General features: G+C 44.8%; 16 protein-coding genes and 1 pseudogene. 11 read left to right on the forward strand and 6 right to left on the reverse strand.

Features of this window, described 5'->3' with window-relative positions; translation table 11 throughout:
* Positions 1–93: 93 nt before the first annotated feature.
* Positions 94–1,863: a methyl-accepting chemotaxis protein gene (locus ACWXW9_RS05680; RefSeq protein ID WP_494928653.1), complete on the reverse strand. Its 1,770-nt coding sequence runs from the start codon at positions 1,861–1,863 to the stop codon at positions 94–96.
* 468 nt (positions 1,864–2,331) lie between these two features.
* Here ACWXW9_RS05680 and ACWXW9_RS05685 point away from each other — a divergent pair, with 468 nt between their 5' ends.
* The 10 genes and pseudogenes from ACWXW9_RS05685 to ACWXW9_RS05730 all read left to right on the forward strand — a co-directional run bounded on the left by ACWXW9_RS05685 (position 2,332) and on the right by ACWXW9_RS05730 (position 10,809).
* A complete protein-coding gene (locus tag ACWXW9_RS05685; protein WP_494928654.1) occupies positions 2,332–2,802 on the forward strand; it encodes a GNAT family N-acetyltransferase in 471 nt (156 codons plus the stop codon).
* Between the two features lie 60 nt (positions 2,803–2,862).
* Positions 2,863–3,531, forward strand: coding sequence for a ribose-5-phosphate isomerase RpiA (rpiA, locus tag ACWXW9_RS05690; RefSeq protein WP_494928655.1), 669 nt, complete (start codon positions 2,863–2,865; stop codon positions 3,529–3,531).
* Complete coding sequence (locus ACWXW9_RS05695; RefSeq protein ID WP_149094840.1) at positions 3,531–3,977, forward strand: VanZ family protein; 447 nt, start codon at positions 3,531–3,533, stop codon at positions 3,975–3,977. Before rpiA ends, ACWXW9_RS05695 begins: the two co-directional genes overlap by 1 nt.
* Before the next feature lie 181 nt (positions 3,978–4,158).
* Positions 4,159–4,617 carry a MarR family winged helix-turn-helix transcriptional regulator gene (locus ACWXW9_RS05700; protein WP_044648507.1) on the forward strand — a complete coding sequence of 153 codons (459 nt, stop codon included), beginning with the start codon at positions 4,159–4,161 and terminating at the stop codon, positions 4,615–4,617.
* Positions 4,618–4,818: 201 nt separating this feature from the next.
* Positions 4,819–5,883: pseudogene (locus tag ACWXW9_RS05705) on the forward strand (cobalamin-dependent protein).
* Between the two features lie 54 nt (positions 5,884–5,937).
* Complete coding sequence (locus ACWXW9_RS05710; RefSeq protein ID WP_494928656.1) at positions 5,938–7,653, forward strand: ATP-binding protein; 1,716 nt, start codon at positions 5,938–5,940, stop codon at positions 7,651–7,653.
* 89 nt (positions 7,654–7,742) lie between these two features.
* Positions 7,743–9,005 carry an MDR family MFS transporter gene (locus ACWXW9_RS05715; RefSeq protein ID WP_494928808.1) on the forward strand — a complete coding sequence of 421 codons (1,263 nt, stop codon included), beginning with the start codon at positions 7,743–7,745 and terminating at the stop codon, positions 9,003–9,005.
* Positions 9,006–9,025: 20 nt separating this feature from the next.
* Complete coding sequence (locus ACWXW9_RS05720; RefSeq protein WP_494928657.1) at positions 9,026–9,580, forward strand: nucleotidyltransferase family protein; 555 nt, start codon at positions 9,026–9,028, stop codon at positions 9,578–9,580.
* Between the two features lie 42 nt (positions 9,581–9,622).
* Positions 9,623–10,045, forward strand: a complete 423-nt coding sequence (locus ACWXW9_RS05725) for a GNAT family N-acetyltransferase (RefSeq protein ID WP_494928658.1) — start codon at positions 9,623–9,625, stop codon at positions 10,043–10,045.
* 125 nt (positions 10,046–10,170) lie between these two features.
* Positions 10,171–10,809: a GDSL-type esterase/lipase family protein gene (locus tag ACWXW9_RS05730; protein WP_494928659.1), complete on the forward strand. Its 639-nt coding sequence runs from the start codon at positions 10,171–10,173 to the stop codon at positions 10,807–10,809.
* 95 nt (positions 10,810–10,904) lie between these two features.
* On the opposite strand, the gene ACWXW9_RS05735 is transcribed toward ACWXW9_RS05730, so the two are convergent.
* The 5 genes from ACWXW9_RS05735 to ACWXW9_RS05755 all read right to left on the reverse strand — a co-directional run bounded on the left by ACWXW9_RS05735 (position 10,905) and on the right by ACWXW9_RS05755 (position 17,743).
* A complete protein-coding gene (locus ACWXW9_RS05735; RefSeq protein WP_494928660.1) occupies positions 10,905–11,786 on the reverse strand; it encodes a TetR/AcrR family transcriptional regulator in 882 nt (293 codons plus the stop codon).
* On the reverse strand, positions 11,783–14,863 hold the full coding sequence (locus tag ACWXW9_RS05740) for an efflux RND transporter permease subunit (RefSeq protein WP_494928661.1): 3,081 nt from the start codon (positions 14,861–14,863) through the stop codon (positions 11,783–11,785). Before ACWXW9_RS05740 ends, ACWXW9_RS05735 begins: the two co-directional genes overlap by 4 nt.
* Positions 14,860–16,272 carry an efflux RND transporter periplasmic adaptor subunit gene (locus ACWXW9_RS05745; RefSeq protein ID WP_494928662.1) on the reverse strand — a complete coding sequence of 471 codons (1,413 nt, stop codon included), beginning with the start codon at positions 16,270–16,272 and terminating at the stop codon, positions 14,860–14,862. Before ACWXW9_RS05745 ends, ACWXW9_RS05740 begins: the two co-directional genes overlap by 4 nt.
* A 224-nt stretch (positions 16,273–16,496) precedes the next feature.
* Positions 16,497–17,174: a tetratricopeptide repeat protein gene (locus ACWXW9_RS05750; RefSeq protein WP_494928663.1), complete on the reverse strand. Its 678-nt coding sequence runs from the start codon at positions 17,172–17,174 to the stop codon at positions 16,497–16,499.
* A gap of 359 nt (positions 17,175–17,533) precedes the next feature.
* Entirely contained in the window at positions 17,534–17,743 is a 210-nt protein-coding gene (locus tag ACWXW9_RS05755; protein WP_494928664.1) for an XRE family transcriptional regulator, read from the reverse strand.
* Between the two features lie 269 nt (positions 17,744–18,012).
* Here ACWXW9_RS05755 and ACWXW9_RS05760 point away from each other — a divergent pair, with 269 nt between their 5' ends.
* Complete coding sequence (locus ACWXW9_RS05760) at positions 18,013–19,455, forward strand: DNA-binding protein (RefSeq protein WP_494928665.1); 1,443 nt, start codon at positions 18,013–18,015, stop codon at positions 19,453–19,455.
* Positions 19,456–19,937 lie beyond the last annotated feature (482 nt).

Below are 19,937 nucleotides of genomic sequence, written 5' to 3' on the forward strand. Positions count from 1 at the left end.
AAATGCCTCCGATCCCGTCAAATGCATGAATAGGAGGGAGGCACTACCGAACGACTTACTTATTGAATAAGTTTCAAAGTAGATAATTGATAATTATGATTTGGTGCGGTTAGGGTCCGAAATTTTGAAATAAGAAGTAATTTCCTGAAGCTCCTCAGACATGGATGACAGCTTATGGGACGATTCAATGATGGAGTCCAGAGAAGCTTTTTGTTCATCAACCGTTTGTGCAATATGAATGCTGTTGTTAGCTGTTTTGCTTACGGTGGAAGAAAGATCATCTGCTGTCGCCGTCATTTCCTGCGTACCGGCGGATATTTCCTCGGTAGCGCTGGATACTTCTTGAATTTGCCATGCCACCGTTTTGGTTGCTTGAAGAATGCTATTGAACAGCTCGCCTGCTTGTCCGGCAACGACGATTCCGCTCTGTGCCTCAACGTTACCCTGATCCATCGATTTCACAGCCTGACCGATTTCACTTTGAATCTCTTCGATCAGCGGCGTGATTTGTTTCGTTGCATCCGCTGTTTGTTCTGCCAGCTTGCGTACTTCGCTGGCAACCACGGCAAAGCCTTTACCTTCCTCACCGACACGCGCTGCTTCAATAGAAGCATTTAAGGCAAGCAGGTTTGTTTGGCTGGAAATGCCTGAAATTGTACCGATGATATTACCAATTTCCTGTGAACGGTCGTTCAGTAACTTGATAATACGGGATGTATTCGTAACTGTATCGGTAATCAAATGCATTTGTGAAGAAACTTTGCCCATGATTTCGTTGCCTTCATTAGAACGCTTCTCTACCGAATTGGCTTCCTCTGCAACGGTGGCGGAACTGGCGGCAATATTTTGGATAACCGAGGCCATTTCAGCCATGGCACGCGCGCTATCGCCCGTTGCTTTTTCCTGTGAACGGATGTTTTTCGTAATTTCATTGATGTTCTGATTGATGATATTGGAATTGATTCCGTTTTGTTCGCAGATCGCGAGCAATTCCTTCGCCGATTCATTCACTTCATCAGTTGTCAGCTTCACTTTGGTCATAATGCTGTTAATATGGCTTACCATATCGTTGAAGTTGCTGTTCACCACGCCCAGATCGTCTTGCCCTGCTTGAATCTGAACATCCAGATTTCCTCGGCTTACTTCACTGATACCATACATTAGTTGTTTAATAGGAGACAGTGTACGCTTCACAACCCAATATTGGATCGCCAAGCAGATGAGCAGGAAAGCAGCCAGAATTGTAGTGCCGCTGATCAGCAGCTTGGTCAACCCGGCAGGTACAGCGCCTGCATCCGCATCAACAGCAAAATATGCAAAGATTTTGCCACTTGAATCTTTAAGCGGGTACGTCAAGGTTGTCCACGTACCAAAGCTGTCATCATAGAAGCTGGTAAACGTCGGTTTTCCGGTATCCAGCATGTGGCTTACGCCTTCCACAACTACAGAAGGTTGTTTATACATACCGCCGACACCCAGTTTATCTTTTTCGAATGCTTCTCTCAAAGCGGTAGGCATCGCTACAATAGATGTCTTGTCACCGTCTTCCAGCTCTGTTCCGAAGATATAAGCTTGGGAGATATTCGGGTTCGTCGCTGTAATGTTATCCAGATAAGCGCGAAGTTTGGCCTGAACAGGCCCGTCATAGTTTTTTTCTTGAACGGCCTGGGATACTTCATTCACATTAATTCCCTCAGCCCATTTTAATGTGATTTTTTCCACTTGCCCATGTAACTGGTCTATCAAAATCGTACGCTGGATCAAATAGCTGGACACAATGAGGACTAGCCCGATCAATACGATGTTGAAGAAGGATAATAATAAGTTCTTGGTGAAGAAAGATAAGCTACTCCACTTTTTCAAAATGCTCCACTCCCTGGTTGTAATTTTTGTATATGGTGTTGAACCGCTTATCGAATGAGATAATTTAGTCCCCCTTACAAACAATATTAATTAAGGTAATAGACCTCTTGAAATTTTGTTAATAGGTCTTTGGTCCTTTTTAGATAAGTATGTATCCCTATATATATGTCGTACAATAAGCTCTTGAAATGAATACCTTGCCCAATAAAAATTTAATTTTTACCGGGTAATTCCTGTGTGTGTTTCAGTATATTCCATTTTATACTTCAACTTGAAATTCAAATTCAATTCAGGCTTCAAGTAGGTATCCAATAGAAACCATCATACTTTATAATAGAGTCAAATGCACTTGTCAATTTGGGACATTTTTCATATTTCGCATTACAGATGCTTGATATGCCGCGGTTTTTGCGGGTTCCTTGCAAAATGAGTCAATATAGCCAAGACATAGGAAGAGGGATGAAGAGAATGTCCAAGCTTACGATTGTAAAGGTTGAAAGTGATCATGCAGATCTGCATGATTTGATTCAAAGGCTGGATGAGGATTTGCTGAAAAGGTATCCTGCTGATGAAATTTACTTGGTTGATTTTTCCAATCCGAAAGTTAAAGAAATGATTTTCGCTGTTGTGTATTCGGATGCAAAACCGGTCGCTTGCGGCGGACTTAGGCCTATAGATGCGGAAGAGATGGAGCTTAAGCGATTTTATGTCGATTCTTCTTATCGTAGGCAAGGTATTGCCGTCAGTCTGTTAGCTTTTCTGGAAGAAGAGGCCCGTAAACGAGGCACTATAAGAATCAAGCTGGAGACTGGGGCTGCTCAACCTGAAGCCATTGCTCTCTATACGAAGCAGGGATATGAGTCTATTGAACGATTTGGAGAATATAAAGAGGATGAAAATAGTCTTTGTTACGGTAAGAAGCTGACAGTGTCTTTATAAAACGTTTTCATATAAAATGAATGATGAACCATACTAGCCTATATAGCGGGAGAGATGATAATGAATTTGAAGCAAAAAGCAGCTGAAAAAGCAGTAGAAGCCATTCAGGACGGCATGAAAGTAGGACTCGGCACAGGCTCCACAGCTTATTGGGCCATTCAAAAAATAGGTGAGCGTGTGGCGCAAGGCTTACATATACAGGCTGTAGCTACTTCCCAAGCTTCGGAGGATCAGGCCAGAGAACTGGGAATTCCCATCGTTCCATTTAATCAGATTGGACGACTCGACGTAACGATTGACGGAGCGGACGAGGTGAATGAGCAGCTTGTTCTGGTGAAGGGTGGAGGTGGAGCTTTACTGAGAGAGAAAATCGTGGAAAGTAACAGCAACCGGTTAATCATTATTGTGGACGAGTCCAAAGATGTGAAGGTGCTGGGTGCATTTCCATTGCCAGTCGAAGTCGTACCCTTTGCCAGTGAATGGACGTTGGAGGCATTACAGCAGACAGGCTGCCGGGCTAAGTGGCGAATGAAGGACGGGGAGCGTTTCGAGACGGATAACGGCAATTATATTGCCGACTGTCATTATGGAACCATTGAAAACCCGCAAGAGCTGGAAATCCGATTGAACCAAATTCCGGGGGTGGTCGATAACGGACTGTTCATTAATATGGCAGACCAGGTTATTATCGCCCGGGCCAATGGACAGATTGACGTTCGAAATAAGTGATGCCTAACGCTCGTCTGCTTCGCAATGTAGCCTTTGTGGTATTCATTTTATATACGGGGCTGTTATTATATTGGATGTTTCTTGGTTTTGGGCGTACATTACGACCGGGTCCTCCATATTCATATAATATCGTTCCGCTGGATACGATCGGGCGATATGTGAGGGCGGCACAGTCGCTTCCTTTTCGGGTGTGGGGTGTCAATTTGCTCGGTAACATTGGAGTCTTCGTCCCGTTTGGCATCCTTCTGCCTATCATTTGGGTGGCCTTACGCAGATTAGGCAGCTTGTTGCTGACCGTGGCGGTCGCGCTTGTCATTCTTGAAGTGTCCCAAATGCTGCTCGGCGCAGGCACGATGGACGTGGATGATGTGATCCTGAATGTACTGGGTGTGCTTTTTGGCAGGGTTGTTTACAAGCTACTACGAAAGAGGCTAGGGATTGAATAATGAAAGCCCTGCTCTCCCGAAGGCGTTTCTTGTGCCGACTGGGGACGGGCTTTTTTACATAATAGACTGTAGTTTTCGCATAATACAACCTCATAACCAGGGGGATAAAAAGGTTGAACTTGACAAAAGTTTGCAATTAAGATATCTTTGAATAAAGATATGAGTAACGGAGGCTGTTAATATGTCAGTAAAACCAGATGATCAGGACTTGGCGCTTAACTTGTTTGTTGTGCTGGCTCGCGCCTATAATTCGGTCACATCCCGCACAAATCGGGATATTCATAGTCATGGATTGAACACAACGGAATTTGGTGTACTTGATCTGTTATATTATCGTGGGCCGCAGCCCTTGCAGAAAATTGGTGAAAAGGTGCTGATCTCCAGTGGAAATATTACGTACGTCGTAGATAAACTTCAGAAAAAAAAGCTGCTCACCCGGCGTGCATCACAAGATGATCGGCGTGTGATTTATGCAGAACTGACTGACGAGGGACGTCATTTCTTTGAGCAAATATTCCCGCAGCATCATCGTGTTATTATGGAGACAGTGGACGGATTATCTGTGGAAGAGAAAGAACAGGTCATTCATCTGCTAAAAAAGTTGGGGCTAACGGCTGAGGGACAGAAAAGTAACGACTAATAAGCTGCAAATATCCGAGTTAAATAGGCTTATAAATAAAATACCGGTTTTCCGGTATTTTATTTTTTTACATGCATTTTTAGGCAGCGGGGTTAATGTAACGGCGGAAATCAGGTATAATTGACAAATAGTCACGCTCGGATGTTCCCCCAGTTACAGTCTATGGATATAAATACGGCCTTGTCGGGGAAGGAGCTGTACATGAGTATACAGCAATATACCGCAGGTGAATCGTTACTGCTGCAAGCAGAAAATTTGGCGGAACTAGTCACAAATAAGCAATACGAATTACAGCCGGATCTTTTGCAGCGTTTTGGGGATAACGGTAAAGTAAAAACAAAGCAGGATTCAATATATAGTTTGAATTATTTGGCAGAAAGTGTGATCGTAAACAGTCCGATTCTATTTACTCAGTATGTTTCCTGGTTAAGAAAGCTGTTGGAAGGCTTCGATATAACACAGGAAGATTTGACGATCAATTTCAGATTGATTCAGGAGACGTTAGTAGAGCATTTCCGTCATCCGGATAAAACGATGGTGCTGCAGCATCTGGATTTGGGGATACAGCAAATTGGAAAGAAAGAGGAATACGCCTCTTTTATTACGAATGATAATCCGTTAGCGGCTGATGTGGGTCAATATTTGGAGTATTTGCTCGCAGGCAACCGCAAACAGGCTTTGGATCGGATTCCCCGTTTGATGGATGAAGGGACGTCCATTCGGTATATCTATAAATATATTTTTCAAATCTCACAATATGAAATAGGACGTCTGTGGCATGAAGGTAAAATCACGATAGGACAAGAGCATTTCTGCACAGCGGCTACTCAATTTATTATCTCCAGTCTGTATCCCAGATGGCTCGTAAGTGGAAGTACAGGACGCAGTCTCGTGGCGGCTTGTGTGGGTAACTAGCAGCATGAAATTGGCTTGCGTATGCTGGCTGATTTATTCGAGATGGAGGGTTGGGATACGTACTATTTGGGAGCTAATGTGCCTACCCGGAGCTTGCTTCAGGAAATTGTGAATTACAAGGCGGATGTGGTGGCTATTTCAGCTACCATGGCTTACCATGTCCATTTGGTGAAGGAACTGATTGCCTTCATTCGGCAAAATGCTGCTACATGTCATGTGAGAATTATGGTCGGCGGTTTGCCCTTTAATCTTGATCCGCGCTTGTGGCAGGAAATAGGGGCGGACGGCTGTGCACCTGATGCAGAGGAAGCGCTGGAGGTAGCAGAACACCTGCTGTCGTCCAGGGTGTGAGGCAGTTTGAAATATTTGTAACCAGGAGTCATTGGGTAAAGGGGGGCCTTTTATATGAAGGAACCGGCAGCAGAAATGGCTGTCCTGCGGAAAATGATCGAGCAATTAACAGATGAGATTGTGAAAAGCAAGGCTGAAGAAGAAAAGATGCTGAATGAATTTTCAGCGATGAATAATGAGCTTGTCAATTTGCAGCGCCAGCTTGCCAAAAGCAATGCAGATTTAAAACGGACAAAGGAAGAAGCGGTACGGGCGAATGACTTGAAAAGCACCTTTCTTGCAGTGGTCAGTCATGAATTCAGGACTCCGATGAACGGGATACTCGGGATGATCGAAATGCTGGGTTCATCCAGGCTTTCCCCGGATCAACGGCAGGCGATCAGTGTCATACGAGAATCGGCATCTTTGTTGCTAAATATGATTAATAACCTCCTTGATATATCCAAGATGGAAGCGGGACAAATGGAGCTGGAGATCGGGAGCGTCAGGGTCCAGGCGATTATGAACCACGTTGCCCAGTTGTTGGAGCCGCAAATCTATCAGAAGGGAAACCGTCTAAGCATAGAGGCCGATTCCGGTGTAGCAGACCATTTGGAGGGAGATTCAGCACGGATCATGCAGATTTTGCTCAATCTGCTGAATAATGCCAATAAATTTACGAGCGATGGACTGCTAGTTGTTCGGACGAAGCTGGTAGAAGAAACAGAAGATTCCCAGCGTATTCGGTTTGAGGTGCAGGATTCAGGCATCGGGATTTCACCGGAGGATCAGGTCAAGTTATTTCAGCCCTATGTGCAGGCAGGGGAGGGCAGCTCTTCACAATATGGAGGGACTGGACTGGGACTATGGATATGCAGTTCATTCGTTGAACTGATGAAGGGACGGATTGGAGTCATCAGTGAGGAAGGTCAAGGCTCTACGTTCTGGTTTGAGATTCCTCTTGTCAGGGGAACAGGGCAGGCAGACGAAGTGAAGGAGCATGAAACCGCCGAGCTGATGACAGGGCTTGGTGAGTGGCTGCGTGAGCATAGCCATTCCCTCGCTATTCTGGTAGCCGAGGATAATCGGGTTAATCGTCAGGTGGTCGAGTTACAGCTTCGTCACTTGGGATTCCAGCATATTGATTTCGCGGAGGATGGAGAGGCTGCCGTAAAAGCGGCCTCTCAACGGACTTATGCTTGTATTTTGATGGATCATCATATGCCCATCATGAATGGTATTGATGCGGCAAGGGCCATTCGCCAGCGTGAAGCGGTGGACAAGCTACCCCCGGTGCCAATCATTTCTTTGACAGGGAACGTGTCAGAGGAGGATAGAGCGAGGGGCCGGGAAGTTGGGGTGAACGACTACCTGTCGAAGCCGGTAATGATCGAACGACTGTCTGAGAAGCTTATCCAATGGCTTACCATGGCTGCTGGCGAGCCTATCCTTAATGAAGAAGTTATTCATGAAATTATGCTGCTGGACGAGGATGGCAGTATGGGATTGCTGGCCTCACTCGTAGAGATGTACACCAGTGATACACCTGCTAAAATAAGCACATTAATTGAACTGGCTACTGCGGACGAATCAGCAAAAGTAGTGGAGGTTGCACACGAGCTGAAATCAGGTAGCGTGAGTCTGGGAATTGGGCGTTTGTCCACGTTATTTTCCGATATTGAGCAGCTTGCACGGGAGAAGCGACTTGAAGCTGCACAAGAGAAGCTCGCTGCCCTTCAGTCTGCTTATCAGGCAACGTGTAGGGAACTGGAACGATATATTCGTCAGTAATCGTTGGAATTTTCCTGTTAGGCTTGCACACAGATGGAAGAGTTGTGTGCAAGTTTTTTTCTGGAGACAGGGCGGAGAAGGAGACAAAGATAACAGATATGAAAGAACAGCTTCGTTCGATTCACCCACTGGCCTGGACGATTATTGCGGGTACTATATTTGGCAGGATGGCGACATCCATGAGTATCCCGTTTTTGTCCATTTATTTAACTACCCGCTTGGGGGTATCCCCTTTTCATACAGGGATGATCGTATCGGTCAGTTCATTAGTTGGCATTTTTGCCAGCTTTTACGGTGGATATATTTCCGATCGGATCGGACGACGTAAAGTGATGCTGGTGTCCATCGCCAGTTGGGCACTTGTATTCGTGGCTTTTGCGTTGGCTGAAGCGGCCTGGGCCTTTTTCGTCATCAATGCTCTGAATGGACTGTGCAGATCCTTGTTCGAGCCAACCTCGCGGGCGCTGTTATCAGATGTAACCCCCAAGGAGAAAAGACTGCTCATCTACAATATGAGATATGCGGCGATTAATGTAGGTGTGGTGGCAGGGCCGTTGCTTGGTTTGATGTTAGGATCGGCATCCTCGGGTACACCGTTTATGGTAGCGGCTGGTGTGTATGCGTTATACGGAGTGTTGCTGTTGATCCAATTTACTCGGTATGCATCAGATCTGCATTCAGGGACAACGGCGGGAGAGGCTCCACTGCGGATGGGCGAGGCGTTCCGCACAGCCAGCCGTGATCCGGTGTTTATGCCGATTTTGCTGGGGACGATATTTTGCGTCATGGGTTATGCTCATTCCAATTCCACGATGCCCCAATTCTTGTCCTTATCCTTCGAGGAAGGGACCCGGTGGTTTACATACATGCTTACAGTCAACGCGGTGTGCGTATTGGCTTTTCAATATCCGCTGGTACGGCTGGCAAGCCGTTTTTCCCCGGTAAATTCCTTGATTGCAGGAAATATATGTATTGCAGTCAGCCTGTTACTGTGCGGTATGTTAAATTCGGGCTGGATGTTCATACTGGATATGGTGCTGTTCACAGTGGGGGAAGTACTGCTGTTCACGATGCTGGATGTATTAATTGACCAAATTGCAGATGCTCAATATAAAGGGACCTATTTCGGTACGATTGGCTTTAATAATCTGGGAAGCGTGCTTGCTCCTTTGTTTGGCGGCTGGCTATTGGACATCTATGGTCAAACAGCGCCGCTTGCCGTTTTTGTTCCAGTTGCGCTGTCGGTCGTGATTGGCATTCCATTCCTGCTGGTCGCACGCCGCCGTCTGGCGCAGCGTACAGTCCGGATCGCAGCTCAAGGAGGAGAGTCCGTGCAGCAACTGTCATCATAAAAAAGGGAGCTGAGTGCAGGATGAAGTCGGAAGAAGATGTGCTACGAATCATACAATATATGAATGATCCACAGGTGCTGGAAGACTTGCGCTATGTGCGAGAGCTGAGGCTGCCGCAAGGCTGTATTGCCGCAGGCTATGTACGTAATCGGGTGTGGGACAAGCTGCATGGTTATACAACTCCTACGCCTTTGAATGATATAGATGTTATTTATTTTGACCCGAAAAATACGCTGGAGGAACGGGACGAGCACCTTGAGCTGTCCTTGAACCGCAAGCAGGCGGGACGCAATTGGTCTGTCAAAAATCAGGCGCGGATGCATCTTCGCAACGGGACAGCTCCTTATGCTTCGGTAGAGGATGCAATGAGCCGCTGGCCGGAGACGGCTACAGCGGTAGCGGTTAGATTGAATGACGAGGATCAAATGGAGGTCGTTTGTCCGCATGGATTAAAGGATCTGCTGGATATGCGGGTACGCCAAAGTCCATTGTTCCGCCACACGACGGCCTTTCGTCAGCGTGTATTTGAGAAGCAGTGGCTGGATAACTGGCCGTTGCTTATTTTGGAGAACTAGAGTGTAATCCCCATTTCAGGTTATAAGGAGAGACGATGAACCATGTTTAAAAATATAAAAGCATATTCGGATCGTGAGGAGGTTCTGGAGCTGCTAATCTACGCCGTGCTGGATCATCCTGAACGCGGAGAGGCAGCTTTACGTACTTACCAAGCTTCGGATGACTGGAAGCTGTTCGGTGTGAAAGATGAAGGACTTATTGTAGGTATTGTCGGATTTGAGGAGCAGGAGGATGGAACAACCGTAATCCGGCATCTGGCCGTGTTGCCCGAAAATCGTCATAGAGGATATGCCAGAGGTATGCTGCTTACCCTCATTCAGGAACGTAATCCGAAACGGCTCACCGTGGACACGGATGCAGAGGGAGCAGATTTCTTCCGTAACGTGGGCTTTGCCGTATACGGATCGGAGGACTTATCCAAAGGCGGGCAATTTCATTGTGTGTATGAAATGGACGAAGAATAAGCGAATCTCCGGGTCCCGCGTCTCTTTTTTTACATAAGATATGTTATGTCGGGAATTGACATCATTCTCATGTAAAAGTTGATGTGCCTTTGGTGGCAAAGGCATTAGCGGGGAGTTGTGTTCCAATGGGTTACCACTACACGGCTATAGGAGATTCATTAACGACAGGTGCTGGGACGCTGCTGACTGGCGGATTTGTGCCTACCTATCGACGGATGGCGGAAAAACGTCTTCGTACTCCAGTCAGTTACGAGAATTTGGGGATCAACGGGCTGACATCGCAGGAGCTGCTGGCGATGGTCCGCAACAATCCACTCTTTCGGTCGGGGTTGAGCCGGGCTGAACTCATAACGGTGACGATTGGCGGGAATGATCTGCGCCCATACGCCAGCGCTATTGCTGGAGGCTCCGGTTCGTCTGCGTCGTCCATTCCGCAAGCACTGAACCGCACGAAAGAACATGTACGCCAAATCGTACATGCCCTGTATCAGATAAAATACGGCCAGCGTGAGCCATTTATCATTCGGATGGTAGGGCTGTATAATCCTTTTCCGGGCGTGAGGGAGGCGGGGATATATGTACGCCAATATAACTCATTTCTCGCTACGCTGGGCGGTCCGAATTACCGGGTGGCGAACATTTACCCTGCGTTTGAGGGCTACGAACGGGAACTGCTCTCGCTGGATCGGGTGCATCCGAACAGTCGCGGCTATCGCGTCATTGCGGAGGAGCTGAATCGGCTTGGGTATTCGCCATTACGGTGAGCGTGGAAGGGAATGTGCAACAGAAGAAAGAGGTCCATTATGGCAGTAGTATCTGACCATAGCGGACCTCTTTATCTTTAGCTGAACTGAACCCTTTAAATTTCTAAAATAGCTTTCAGCTTGGCACAGTCTTCCTGTAACTCGGGTAGCTGCTCCAAAAAAAGGAGGAGTGCTTTAACGTGGGCAGTTTCCACATTTTGTTCCGAAAGCTCCTCCTTTAGCCTGCTTAGTATTTGCATATGTTCATTCTGGATGGCTTCATCTAATTCGATTTGTTTCAGAGCTGCATCCATATGTTGCAGCGCATAGGCGATTTGTTTTCCTTTGGTCCAGATTTGATCAGAACCTTCATGGAATACGGAATCGCGGCCCCACATGATTTGATGTTGAACATCAGGGCTCAGCATTCCTTGTGCCAGCATATCCGTAATGCTGAGGATAAATCCAGCCAGTGTTTGCTGTTCCGTCCAGGACAGCTCTGAATCGCTCATTCGGAGGGAATTGAAAATCATGCTTTTGACGACAAACTCAATATCATACGTATAGTCATTTATGACCTCTCCATAAGCATCAATTAAGAAATCAATCATCACATTAGACAAATGATGTTCAACACGGTCAATGGCTTGTGCGATTTTTTCTTCCTTAGAACCGATTAAAGGGACGGAGTATACCAGCAAATGAACTTTATTCTTATAAATCCGGCTCAGCGCAATCAAATACAGTTGTCTCAACTTTTCACGGGAAGGTAGCTGGTGCTTCAAATAAAGTTCTTTAATATCTGCATCAAGAAGCTTTTCAATCAGGACGATTGTCCCCAGCAGCAACTCTTCTTTACTTTGAAAGTATTTATAAAAGGAAGCCTTCACCATCCCGCTTTCGCGGGCAATTTCATCCACCGAGGTGGCATCGTACCCTTTTTCAGAAAACAGGGAAAGGGCGGCATATATAATATCATCACTCGTTATTTTTTTCATTGTACCCCCAATTTTTTGCTCTGTCTTTTTAATTTCCAGCGGGCAATAACCATATACAGGGACGGAACCACAAACATCGTAAGAATGGTCGAGTACATCAATCCAAACATAATGACATACGCCAGCGGTTTAAACATAAGTTCCCCAATAAGAGCAATCGGAATCATACCGATAATGGCTGTCAGTGAAGTAAGCAATATGGGACGGAAACGCGCTTTGGTCGCTGCAACAACTGCCTCCTTCAGTTCGATCCCTTCACGTCTTGCATCCTCAATAAACTCAATCAGCATAATGCCGTTGCGTACGACAATACCTGCCAAGGTCATCAAGCCCAATATGCCGATAAAAGTGATCGGTGTATTTAGGAAGAACAGGCCCAGAAATCCGCCCACGGCTGCCATATACACAGTAGTCAGAACGATGAGCGGGATCGAGAAGGAATAGAATTGGAAGAATATAAGCATGAAGATTAACAGAATGACGACAACATATAACACTCCTAATTCTGATAAAGTGTCATCCTGACCTGAAATTTCTCCGCCGATTTCCCAAGAGTACCCTTGAGGGAATTTAATGTCTTCCAATTTAAGTTTCACATCATTGAAGACTTCTGAAGCTGTACGCCCACGAACTTCAGCATTTACAGTAATCGAACGCTTTAAATTATAATGGTTAATTTTTTGCGTTGCAAAGGATGGCTTTAATTCTGCCAATTGAGACAAGGGGATTTGAACACCATTCGCATTGGTCACATTTAATTGCTGAAACAAAATCTCAGGATTTGGGTCTGCTTGACTCAGTTTCAGCTTAATATTGATTAAATCTTTCCCCGTATCAAATCGGCTAAAGCTCACGCCATTCCCCATTAATAAAAGTGTGCGTGTCAGATCATTATTGCTGACCTGATATTGATCCATCGCTTGTTTGTTGATTTGAAAATCCAGCGTATAGCCTTCGTTGTCCATATCATCCTGAACGTCCTGCGTTCCTTCTATAGACATAATGCCTTCTTTTAACTGTTGAGACAAAGAGCGTAGCTGATCCACATTATTGCCTAAAATCCGAATGGAGATCGGCTTGCCCAGAGGCAGTCCCACCTTGGCTATTTTCAGAGAGATGGATTGACCTGGATAACGATCTGTTAAGACGGTGGACCATTTCTCTGCCATTTCATCCGGATCGAACTTGCCTTCTTCCCCAACAATAGCAATCTGCCCCAAGGATGTGCCTGTTCTGGCCTCAGCCGTCATATCTTGAAACAACGGAGGAGCATCGCCGCCAGCCGCATAGCTGATCGTACGCACATGAGGCTGTTGCTTCACCCATTTGGCAATATCCTCGGTAACCCGCTTGGTTTCTTCTATAGAAGTACCTGTCGGCATACGTACATTAATGCTTAATTGCGGATCGTTGGTTCTGGGAAACATATCAATCGGAATAAAAGCAAGTATGCCGTACAGTGAGGTACTGATCAATAATCCTAATGCAGCATATAATCCAGGTCGCTTAATCACTTTAGGAATAAGCCTGTCGGCATATGCGCTACGAAGAGCATCAATTTGTTTTCCTAGCAGTCCCGGCGGCTTCATGGTGGAGTTGGGCGTTTTTTGACTTCGTTGTCCATACCATTCTCTAAAGATTGGGATGACGGTAAAGGACATAAGCATGGAAGCCAATAACGTAAAGATAACAGAAAACGGTAATGGTCTCATAAAGGAGCCTGCATCGCCTGATAAAAAGAAAATCGGGGCGAAGGAAGCTACAGTCGCCAAGGTTGCGGTCAGAATGGAAATGGAAACTTCCTTCGTTCCTTTTAGCGCGGCTATCTTGGGACTCTCACCCAAGGTGATAATCCTGCGTTCAATATTATCATTAACAACCACCGCATTATCGACTAGAAGCCCCATCACAATAATGAGACCAATGGCTGTAACCTGATTCAATGTTACGCCGAGCATAGGAAGAATGATGAGGCCCACTGCAATTGAAATAGGAATAGCCAGTGCGATAAAGGACGACGTGAACAGATTCAAGCCCAATGTACATACGATTACAACCGCCGCAACGGCAAACAGCAATTCACGGGTCAAACCTTGAAAAATGTGATCAACCCGTTCAGTTTGTGAAAATAACGTATTCAACTGAAAGGTGTTAGGAAGCTCTGGTTTTAACAACTGCATTTCTTCGTTTACTTTACTATAGATCGTTTCTACGTCAGAACCGGTGTTACCGTTAAGCGTTAGTGTAATGGCTGGTTTACCATTAAAAAAAGCCATATAGCTGCTGGTATTATGCGTAAGCAATACGGTGCCCACATCTTTGAGATATACAGGAGCGTCGCTGTCCGTTCTGGAAATAATGACTTTATTCAAATCCTGAGCATTCTTGGACTGCGTCACATTCATTCGATACGTGCGTTCATCGTAATCCAGATTGCCTATCGGATATTGCTCATTTTCCTTTTGCACTGCACTCATGAGCTTTTCCCAGCTGATATGGTACTGCTGGAGCTTCTGTGCATCAATCTGAATTTGAACCTCTTGATCGGGTAATCCCTTAATCGTCACTTCTGATACACCGGGAATGGTTTTTAATTGATCCTTCCACGATGTCACCATATCACTTAGTTGATACAATTGCTCCACAGAGTCCCCTGTGATGGCGTAGGAATGAATAAATACTTTGTTCAAATCATCGTAAATCACAGGCTTTTGAGCATCTGTAGGGAGAGACGATTGAACATCGTTCATTTTTTTACGTAATTCATCCCAAGCTTCCTTGGCATTGGCGTTGCCTTCGGTTTCAATCGTAATCGTCGACAGCCCATATTCGGATGTGGAAGAAATCTTTTTAATGTGATTGATTTCTTTCATTTTTTGTTCCAAGGGCTTGGTAACGGTTTGTTCTACTTTTTGGGGTGTAGCTCCTGGATAAAGCGTCGTGACCATAGCCTTTTTCTGAATAATATCCGGCATTTCCTGCCGTGGAAGCTGAGCAACACTAAACACCCCGGCTACAATCGCCATGATAAAAATAAAGAGGGTCAATTTTTTCTTTCGGATAAAATATTCAATCATTTGCTCGTTCCCCCCGTGACCTGAAGAGGAAGTCCATTATAGATCAGGTTTATTCCGGTCGTAACCACACGATCCCCGACATTCAGCCCCTTGGTAATTTCGAGCTTGTTGTTGGACATCTGACCGACATTCACGATGGTTTTTACCGCCTTGTTGTTCACCACTCTATAGACAAAGGTATCTGTACCGTTATTAATAACCGCCTTGGTCGGGAGCAAAATTTGCTCCCTCTGGGTCAGTTGGCGGCCTGCCTTTACGACTTGTCCCGGGGCCCAATCATGCTGGGTGTTAGGAACAATCACTTCCACGTTGATACTGCCCGTATTGGTGTTGGTGGACGGATAAATTTTGCTGACCGTTCCTTCTCTGTTCTCATCGTACAGTTGAAGCTGGACGGTCTGGCCTTTTTTCCAGTTCGTGATTTCATGATCGGGAACAGGGAGCAGCACCTTGAGCTTGTCGATTTGTCCGATACGATATACCGGCTGTCCAGCGCTTGCCAATTGTCCCACCGTTGCCTTTTTCTCCAGAATAACGCCGGAAATGGGGGCTTTTAAAGCTGTCTTGGAGAGGGAAAGTTCGGCTTGCTTTTTGGCAATGACCGCCTGTTGATATGCCGCAGTAGAGTTATCCCTGGAGGCTTCTGCCTGTTCTTTCGCGGCGATGGCAGATACTTTCCCGGCTTGGGCTTGCCGCAAGCTGGATTCTGCCGCTTGCCGATCTTCTAATGTTGCTCCCTCCTGGATTAAGGAGAGGGCTTCTTGCGCATCCTCCAGATCCTTGGAGGCGTTGGTTAAAGCGAGCTGTGCATTTTCATAATCGTTTTTGGTCGCAGCTCCCTGATCATATAAAAGCTTGGTACGTTCAGCGGTGGCTTGTGCTTTAGTCAAAGCGGACTGCGCTCTTAGCACTTTGGTGCGCACTTGTGCTTTTTCCTGCTCTCTGGCTCCTTTATTCACTTTGTTAACTCCGGCCTGAGCTGCTGCCTTTTGCGCATCGGCGGATTGGATGGAGGCATCTGCGCTTGAAATGGCGGCAGTAGCATTTTTGATACCTGCCTGTGCTTCAAGGATGGCTGTATTGGCCTGCTCCAGTTGGAGCTGGTAGCTGGATGAATCCAGCCTTGTCATGATCTGCCCTTGGGATACGGGATCTCCCACGTTCACAAGGGTATCGCGTACCAGTCCAGATAACTCAAAAGATACAGTGGTATCTTCATAGGGCTGTAGTGTGCCTGAAAGGTCAAAAGACGCAGACAGCGGCTCTTTTTTAACGACCATCGCTTCCACCTTTTGGTTTTGTTGTTCTGCTGCTTCATGCTCACTCGATCCTGTAGATGAGCAAGCTGAGGTGAACAGAAGAATGAATATAGCAGATATGTAGAGACCGTGTTTCAACAAGATGATCATCCTTCCCATTTTTTTGTACTTTTAAGTTTATATATAAACTCAATAGTTCATAAACGGATTATAGGACCCAATCTTTGGCATGTCAACAACTGTTTATAAAAAAAACTCTCATCCGACGGATCAAAATACCGATCCAGGTCGAGGGAGTTGTGGTGTGAATGAAACGTAAAAACGACCTTTCTCATAAGAGGAGAAAGGTCGTCCAATATAAAATCCAGCTCTATCTAGCCGATGAATTTACGGAAAAAGCTGCGTACAGCCCACTTGCGCTCACTTCGTTTGCGGTATTTGGGCAGGGAGCGGTAGACCGCCATAGACTGGTTAAAAGCTGCCGTGGCCTCGTCTTTTCGTCCCAGCAAACGATACATCAAGCCTGTCAGATAATAGCCCTCGCTGGAAGAAGACTGAATCTCCTGAAACTGGTGTAGATAATGCAGCGACTTATTTACATCACGTTCCTTGAAAGCAGCGGCCAAATGCAAATAAGGCTCACCGTATTGTACCCGTGGGTTAATGTCCAGTGCTTTCAGTAAATGCGGTTCTCCATCTTCGATGTGCCCCGTATGAACCTCAGCCGTTCCCCGTGCGTTCCAATAATCTGCGGAACCCTCATAGCGGGACTCGATGTCCAGCAGCAGCCCCAAAGCCTGATGATATTTCTTGCTCTCGATCCAAATACGAGCCAGATCGAACTTGGCAGCCACATCATTGGCATTTAAGGCGATCTGTTGACGCAGCCGGGCAGCATTGCGCCTCCTTTTCCATGGCTTGCTGATGCTGGGTAATACACCGACAAAGCTGCGATCCAATATATAGATCACAATCAGCAATACGAGCAACGCCAGAAACGGGTTGCCGAGCAAACTCCATAATAGAGAGAAAATTAAAAATTTCCCGATCATTCTGCTCCCATCCTCCTGTACATGTCACTATCCATACTTTCCACATTATAGCATAGGGTCATCACAAGGGTCACTAGCATGGCGAGGTTGTGAAGGAGTGTAAAACAGGCAGTGTGAAGTAGTGTGTTCATTTATGATGTTCGATGTACATTCTCACCAGAAAGGCAACTTTGGAACGGTGGTAGCTCTCTAACTTGGTAGGGTACTTGTACGTGCTTTTGAGATAACAGTGGGCACAAATGAATGCACCTTTGGACATAATGATAGATTCGGTCGAATGGCAGAGTACACAACGTTCAGGCTTATGCTTGTAAAAATGTCGCATGTTCAAAGTCTCCCCTCATATGTACGATAGGTTTCTATGACTCGTCCTGAATGCCAAGTAATTGGGATACTATTTTCTTGTGTCGTTTGGCTTTTCTTGTACCATGAATGAGATTCGACAGACGAGAAGGCGGAATTTGGTACGTCTCACAAAACGTTTTCTGATCCATCTGCCTTTCAACAAGCTTCTGCTTGATCGTCCATCCGAAGGGCGTTACAGGGTGTTTTTTATTGTTGTCCAACATGATTCACCTTCTTTATATTATTTGCAGGGATAAATAAAGGGACGAATTGAATTATTACTATGATGCTAATTTATTGTTTTTTTTTAGAATACTATGGATTACCATAATTTCTGCTCTATATTAAAAATGTGAAAGGCGAATTTAGTTTGGATATTATTGATATTTATTCTAAATTGGTTGTATAATCAGGGTATTATGTAAAAAACAGTAGCCATAAGATATAGGTCAATTTCGTTGTTTGGTGTATTCCGATGCTAGGAGGAAGGTTTATGGAATATGCGATTGCAATCCGTACAGAAATTCGGAAGTGTATGCAAAAAAGAGGCTATAACTTGTCAAATTTTGCGAAAGCATCAGCTATCACCTCCAGTCATCTCAGTTCGTTGCTTAGTGAAAGTCCGAGTCGACCATTATCGGTTCAGCATTTAGATCGAATTAATGTTACATTAGTAAACCCAGAGGGTTGCTTTTATGAGTTATATGTAGATGAATGTTTTTTGTCAGGTAAACCGCATCGTAGTCGTATAAAACCCTTTTTATTGCGCTGTACTGAGCTAGGTAAAAAGGATTGTATAGAGCAAGTATTATCTCGTATGATGGAGGATTTGAATTATATCTCTCTGGTGTTCGAAATTGCAGAGGAGCTGCACGCCAAAGGGGATATTCAAGGAGCGCTTGTATTTTATGAATGTGTAGTAGAACATGAGAGATATCAGCATTCTGAGCGCTTGGCGATCAGTCAATATCGCATTTTTAGGGCAATATTGGGAAAGGACTTAGAAAAAAGTAGAGATGCAGTAACCCGTTTTGAACCGTTTTGTAATCGTTTACCTGTGGACTATCAGTTGGATGGACTACTACAATTGGGAAACGCATATTTTACATTGCATGACTGGATGCGATTGGGGGAAAGCGCAGATAATCTAATCATATTAGCTAAGGTTGCTTATCAAGAACAGCAACAAAGAAAAACAGGTAGAGGTAAAAAGCCCCTTTTAAAAACAGAACGAAATCTAGTTGTTTATTATGGCCAAGGTTATCTGATGAAGGCAACTGCTTGTGAGAAGCAAGGTTTGTATGAAGAATCCAAAAAGTATATTGAAAGATATGCTAATTTAAGCTGGTTTGAAGGTTTGGATGAAGAAGGAAAGAATGATGTAGAGAATTTCAAAATGTTTGCTGTCGCTAACTCCTACACTCTTGATATGCTTATGGGACATGCAGACATGCTAGAGGAATATACACAGTATCTATTCGACCATCCGGAAGAAATTCTAACTGGTTTGGCAGTCATTACAGAAGCCGCTAATAAGTATGGATTTGCGATTGAAGATACACTTACTAAATTATCTAACAAAATGGTAAAACTAGAACAACGAGACGAGAATATCTATAATCACTGGCGCTTGAATTTTCACTATCAACTTGCTATTTACCTGTTACGCAAAGGACAGATTGAAGATGTAGCAGTTAATATTTTGAAAATGTTGGAAACATCCGTCCTGCTTAACAATAGCAGTCTGTTTATTCAGGGAATATCTCTTTTCGAATCTTGCAAAGATCAAGTAAGTAAATTCCAACGAAACGAATACAGAAATTTGTTGGGGAGTGTTAAAGAGCACGAACTTTTTGATCTCAGACATCGTAATTATATTGCTCTGTTGTTGCTTGGGCTTGATAAAACGAGATCGCACTTCTCAGAGATATTATAAAGTGCTAATGATTTGCCTAATAGGCTTACACAGACTAATAAATAACATGAGTCTGTAAAAGAATTTGTGTAAACTCCAACTAAATCACAACACACATAAACTACATAATTACATCTGACCCTTGCCACTTGCGGCAGGGGTCTTCTGCTTATTTAATCACAACAAAAAGGAGCGATTTTCTGTTAAAAGATGCGAAAAGGTGCTTTCAACATGACGAAAATGGTTTATTCAAGTAATCACATTGAGCGATATAAAAGAGATATCAGGATAAAATACGGATATACGTCATTTTTAACTTCTGATAACATCGTGTACATCCTACTTTATAGTAAGCGTGGACTTATAGAGCGAATATTAGTTCCACTGACAAGCCGCTAGAGGTACCTAAGGTTAACAGAGCTTTTTCTCGTTGAAGTAAATTCCGTTTAACCTTGTCAAATTTATTGAATGGCACATACGGTATACAGTATCTAAATAAACGG

The organism is Paenibacillus sp. LT-B23, assembly GCF_059417685.1.

Bases quoted from the DNA above. Each gene is read 5' to 3' on its own strand.
- ACWXW9_RS05685 (WP_494928654.1), top strand. From the start codon at position 2,332: ATGTCCAAGCTTACGATTGTAAAGGTTGAAAGTGATCATGCAGATCTG.
- rpiA (WP_494928655.1), top strand. From the start codon at position 2,863: ATGAATTTGAAGCAAAAAGCAGCTGAAAAAGCAGTAGAAGCCATTCAG.
- ACWXW9_RS05695 (WP_149094840.1), top strand. From the start codon at position 3,531: ATGCCTAACGCTCGTCTGCTTCGCAATGTAGCCTTTGTGGTATTCATT.
- ACWXW9_RS05700 (WP_044648507.1), top strand. From the start codon at position 4,159: ATGTCAGTAAAACCAGATGATCAGGACTTGGCGCTTAACTTGTTTGTT.
- ACWXW9_RS05710 (WP_494928656.1), top strand. From the start codon at position 5,938: ATGAAGGAACCGGCAGCAGAAATGGCTGTCCTGCGGAAAATGATCGAG.
- ACWXW9_RS05720 (WP_494928657.1), top strand. From the start codon at position 9,026: ATGAAGTCGGAAGAAGATGTGCTACGAATCATACAATATATGAATGAT.
- ACWXW9_RS05725 (WP_494928658.1), top strand. From the start codon at position 9,623: ATGTTTAAAAATATAAAAGCATATTCGGATCGTGAGGAGGTTCTGGAG.
- ACWXW9_RS05730 (WP_494928659.1), top strand. From the start codon at position 10,171: ATGGGTTACCACTACACGGCTATAGGAGATTCATTAACGACAGGTGCT.
- ACWXW9_RS05735 (WP_494928660.1), bottom strand. From the start codon at position 11,786: ATGAAAAAAATAACGAGTGATGATATTATATATGCCGCCCTTTCCCTG.
- ACWXW9_RS05740 (WP_494928661.1), bottom strand. From the start codon at position 14,863: ATGATTGAATATTTTATCCGAAAGAAAAAATTGACCCTCTTTATTTTT.
- ACWXW9_RS05745 (WP_494928662.1), bottom strand. From the start codon at position 16,272: ATGATCATCTTGTTGAAACACGGTCTCTACATATCTGCTATATTCATT.
- ACWXW9_RS05750 (WP_494928663.1), bottom strand. From the start codon at position 17,174: ATGATCGGGAAATTTTTAATTTTCTCTCTATTATGGAGTTTGCTCGGC.
- ACWXW9_RS05755 (WP_494928664.1), bottom strand. From the start codon at position 17,743: ATGTTGGACAACAATAAAAAACACCCTGTAACGCCCTTCGGATGGACG.
- ACWXW9_RS05760 (WP_494928665.1), top strand. From the start codon at position 18,013: ATGGAATATGCGATTGCAATCCGTACAGAAATTCGGAAGTGTATGCAA.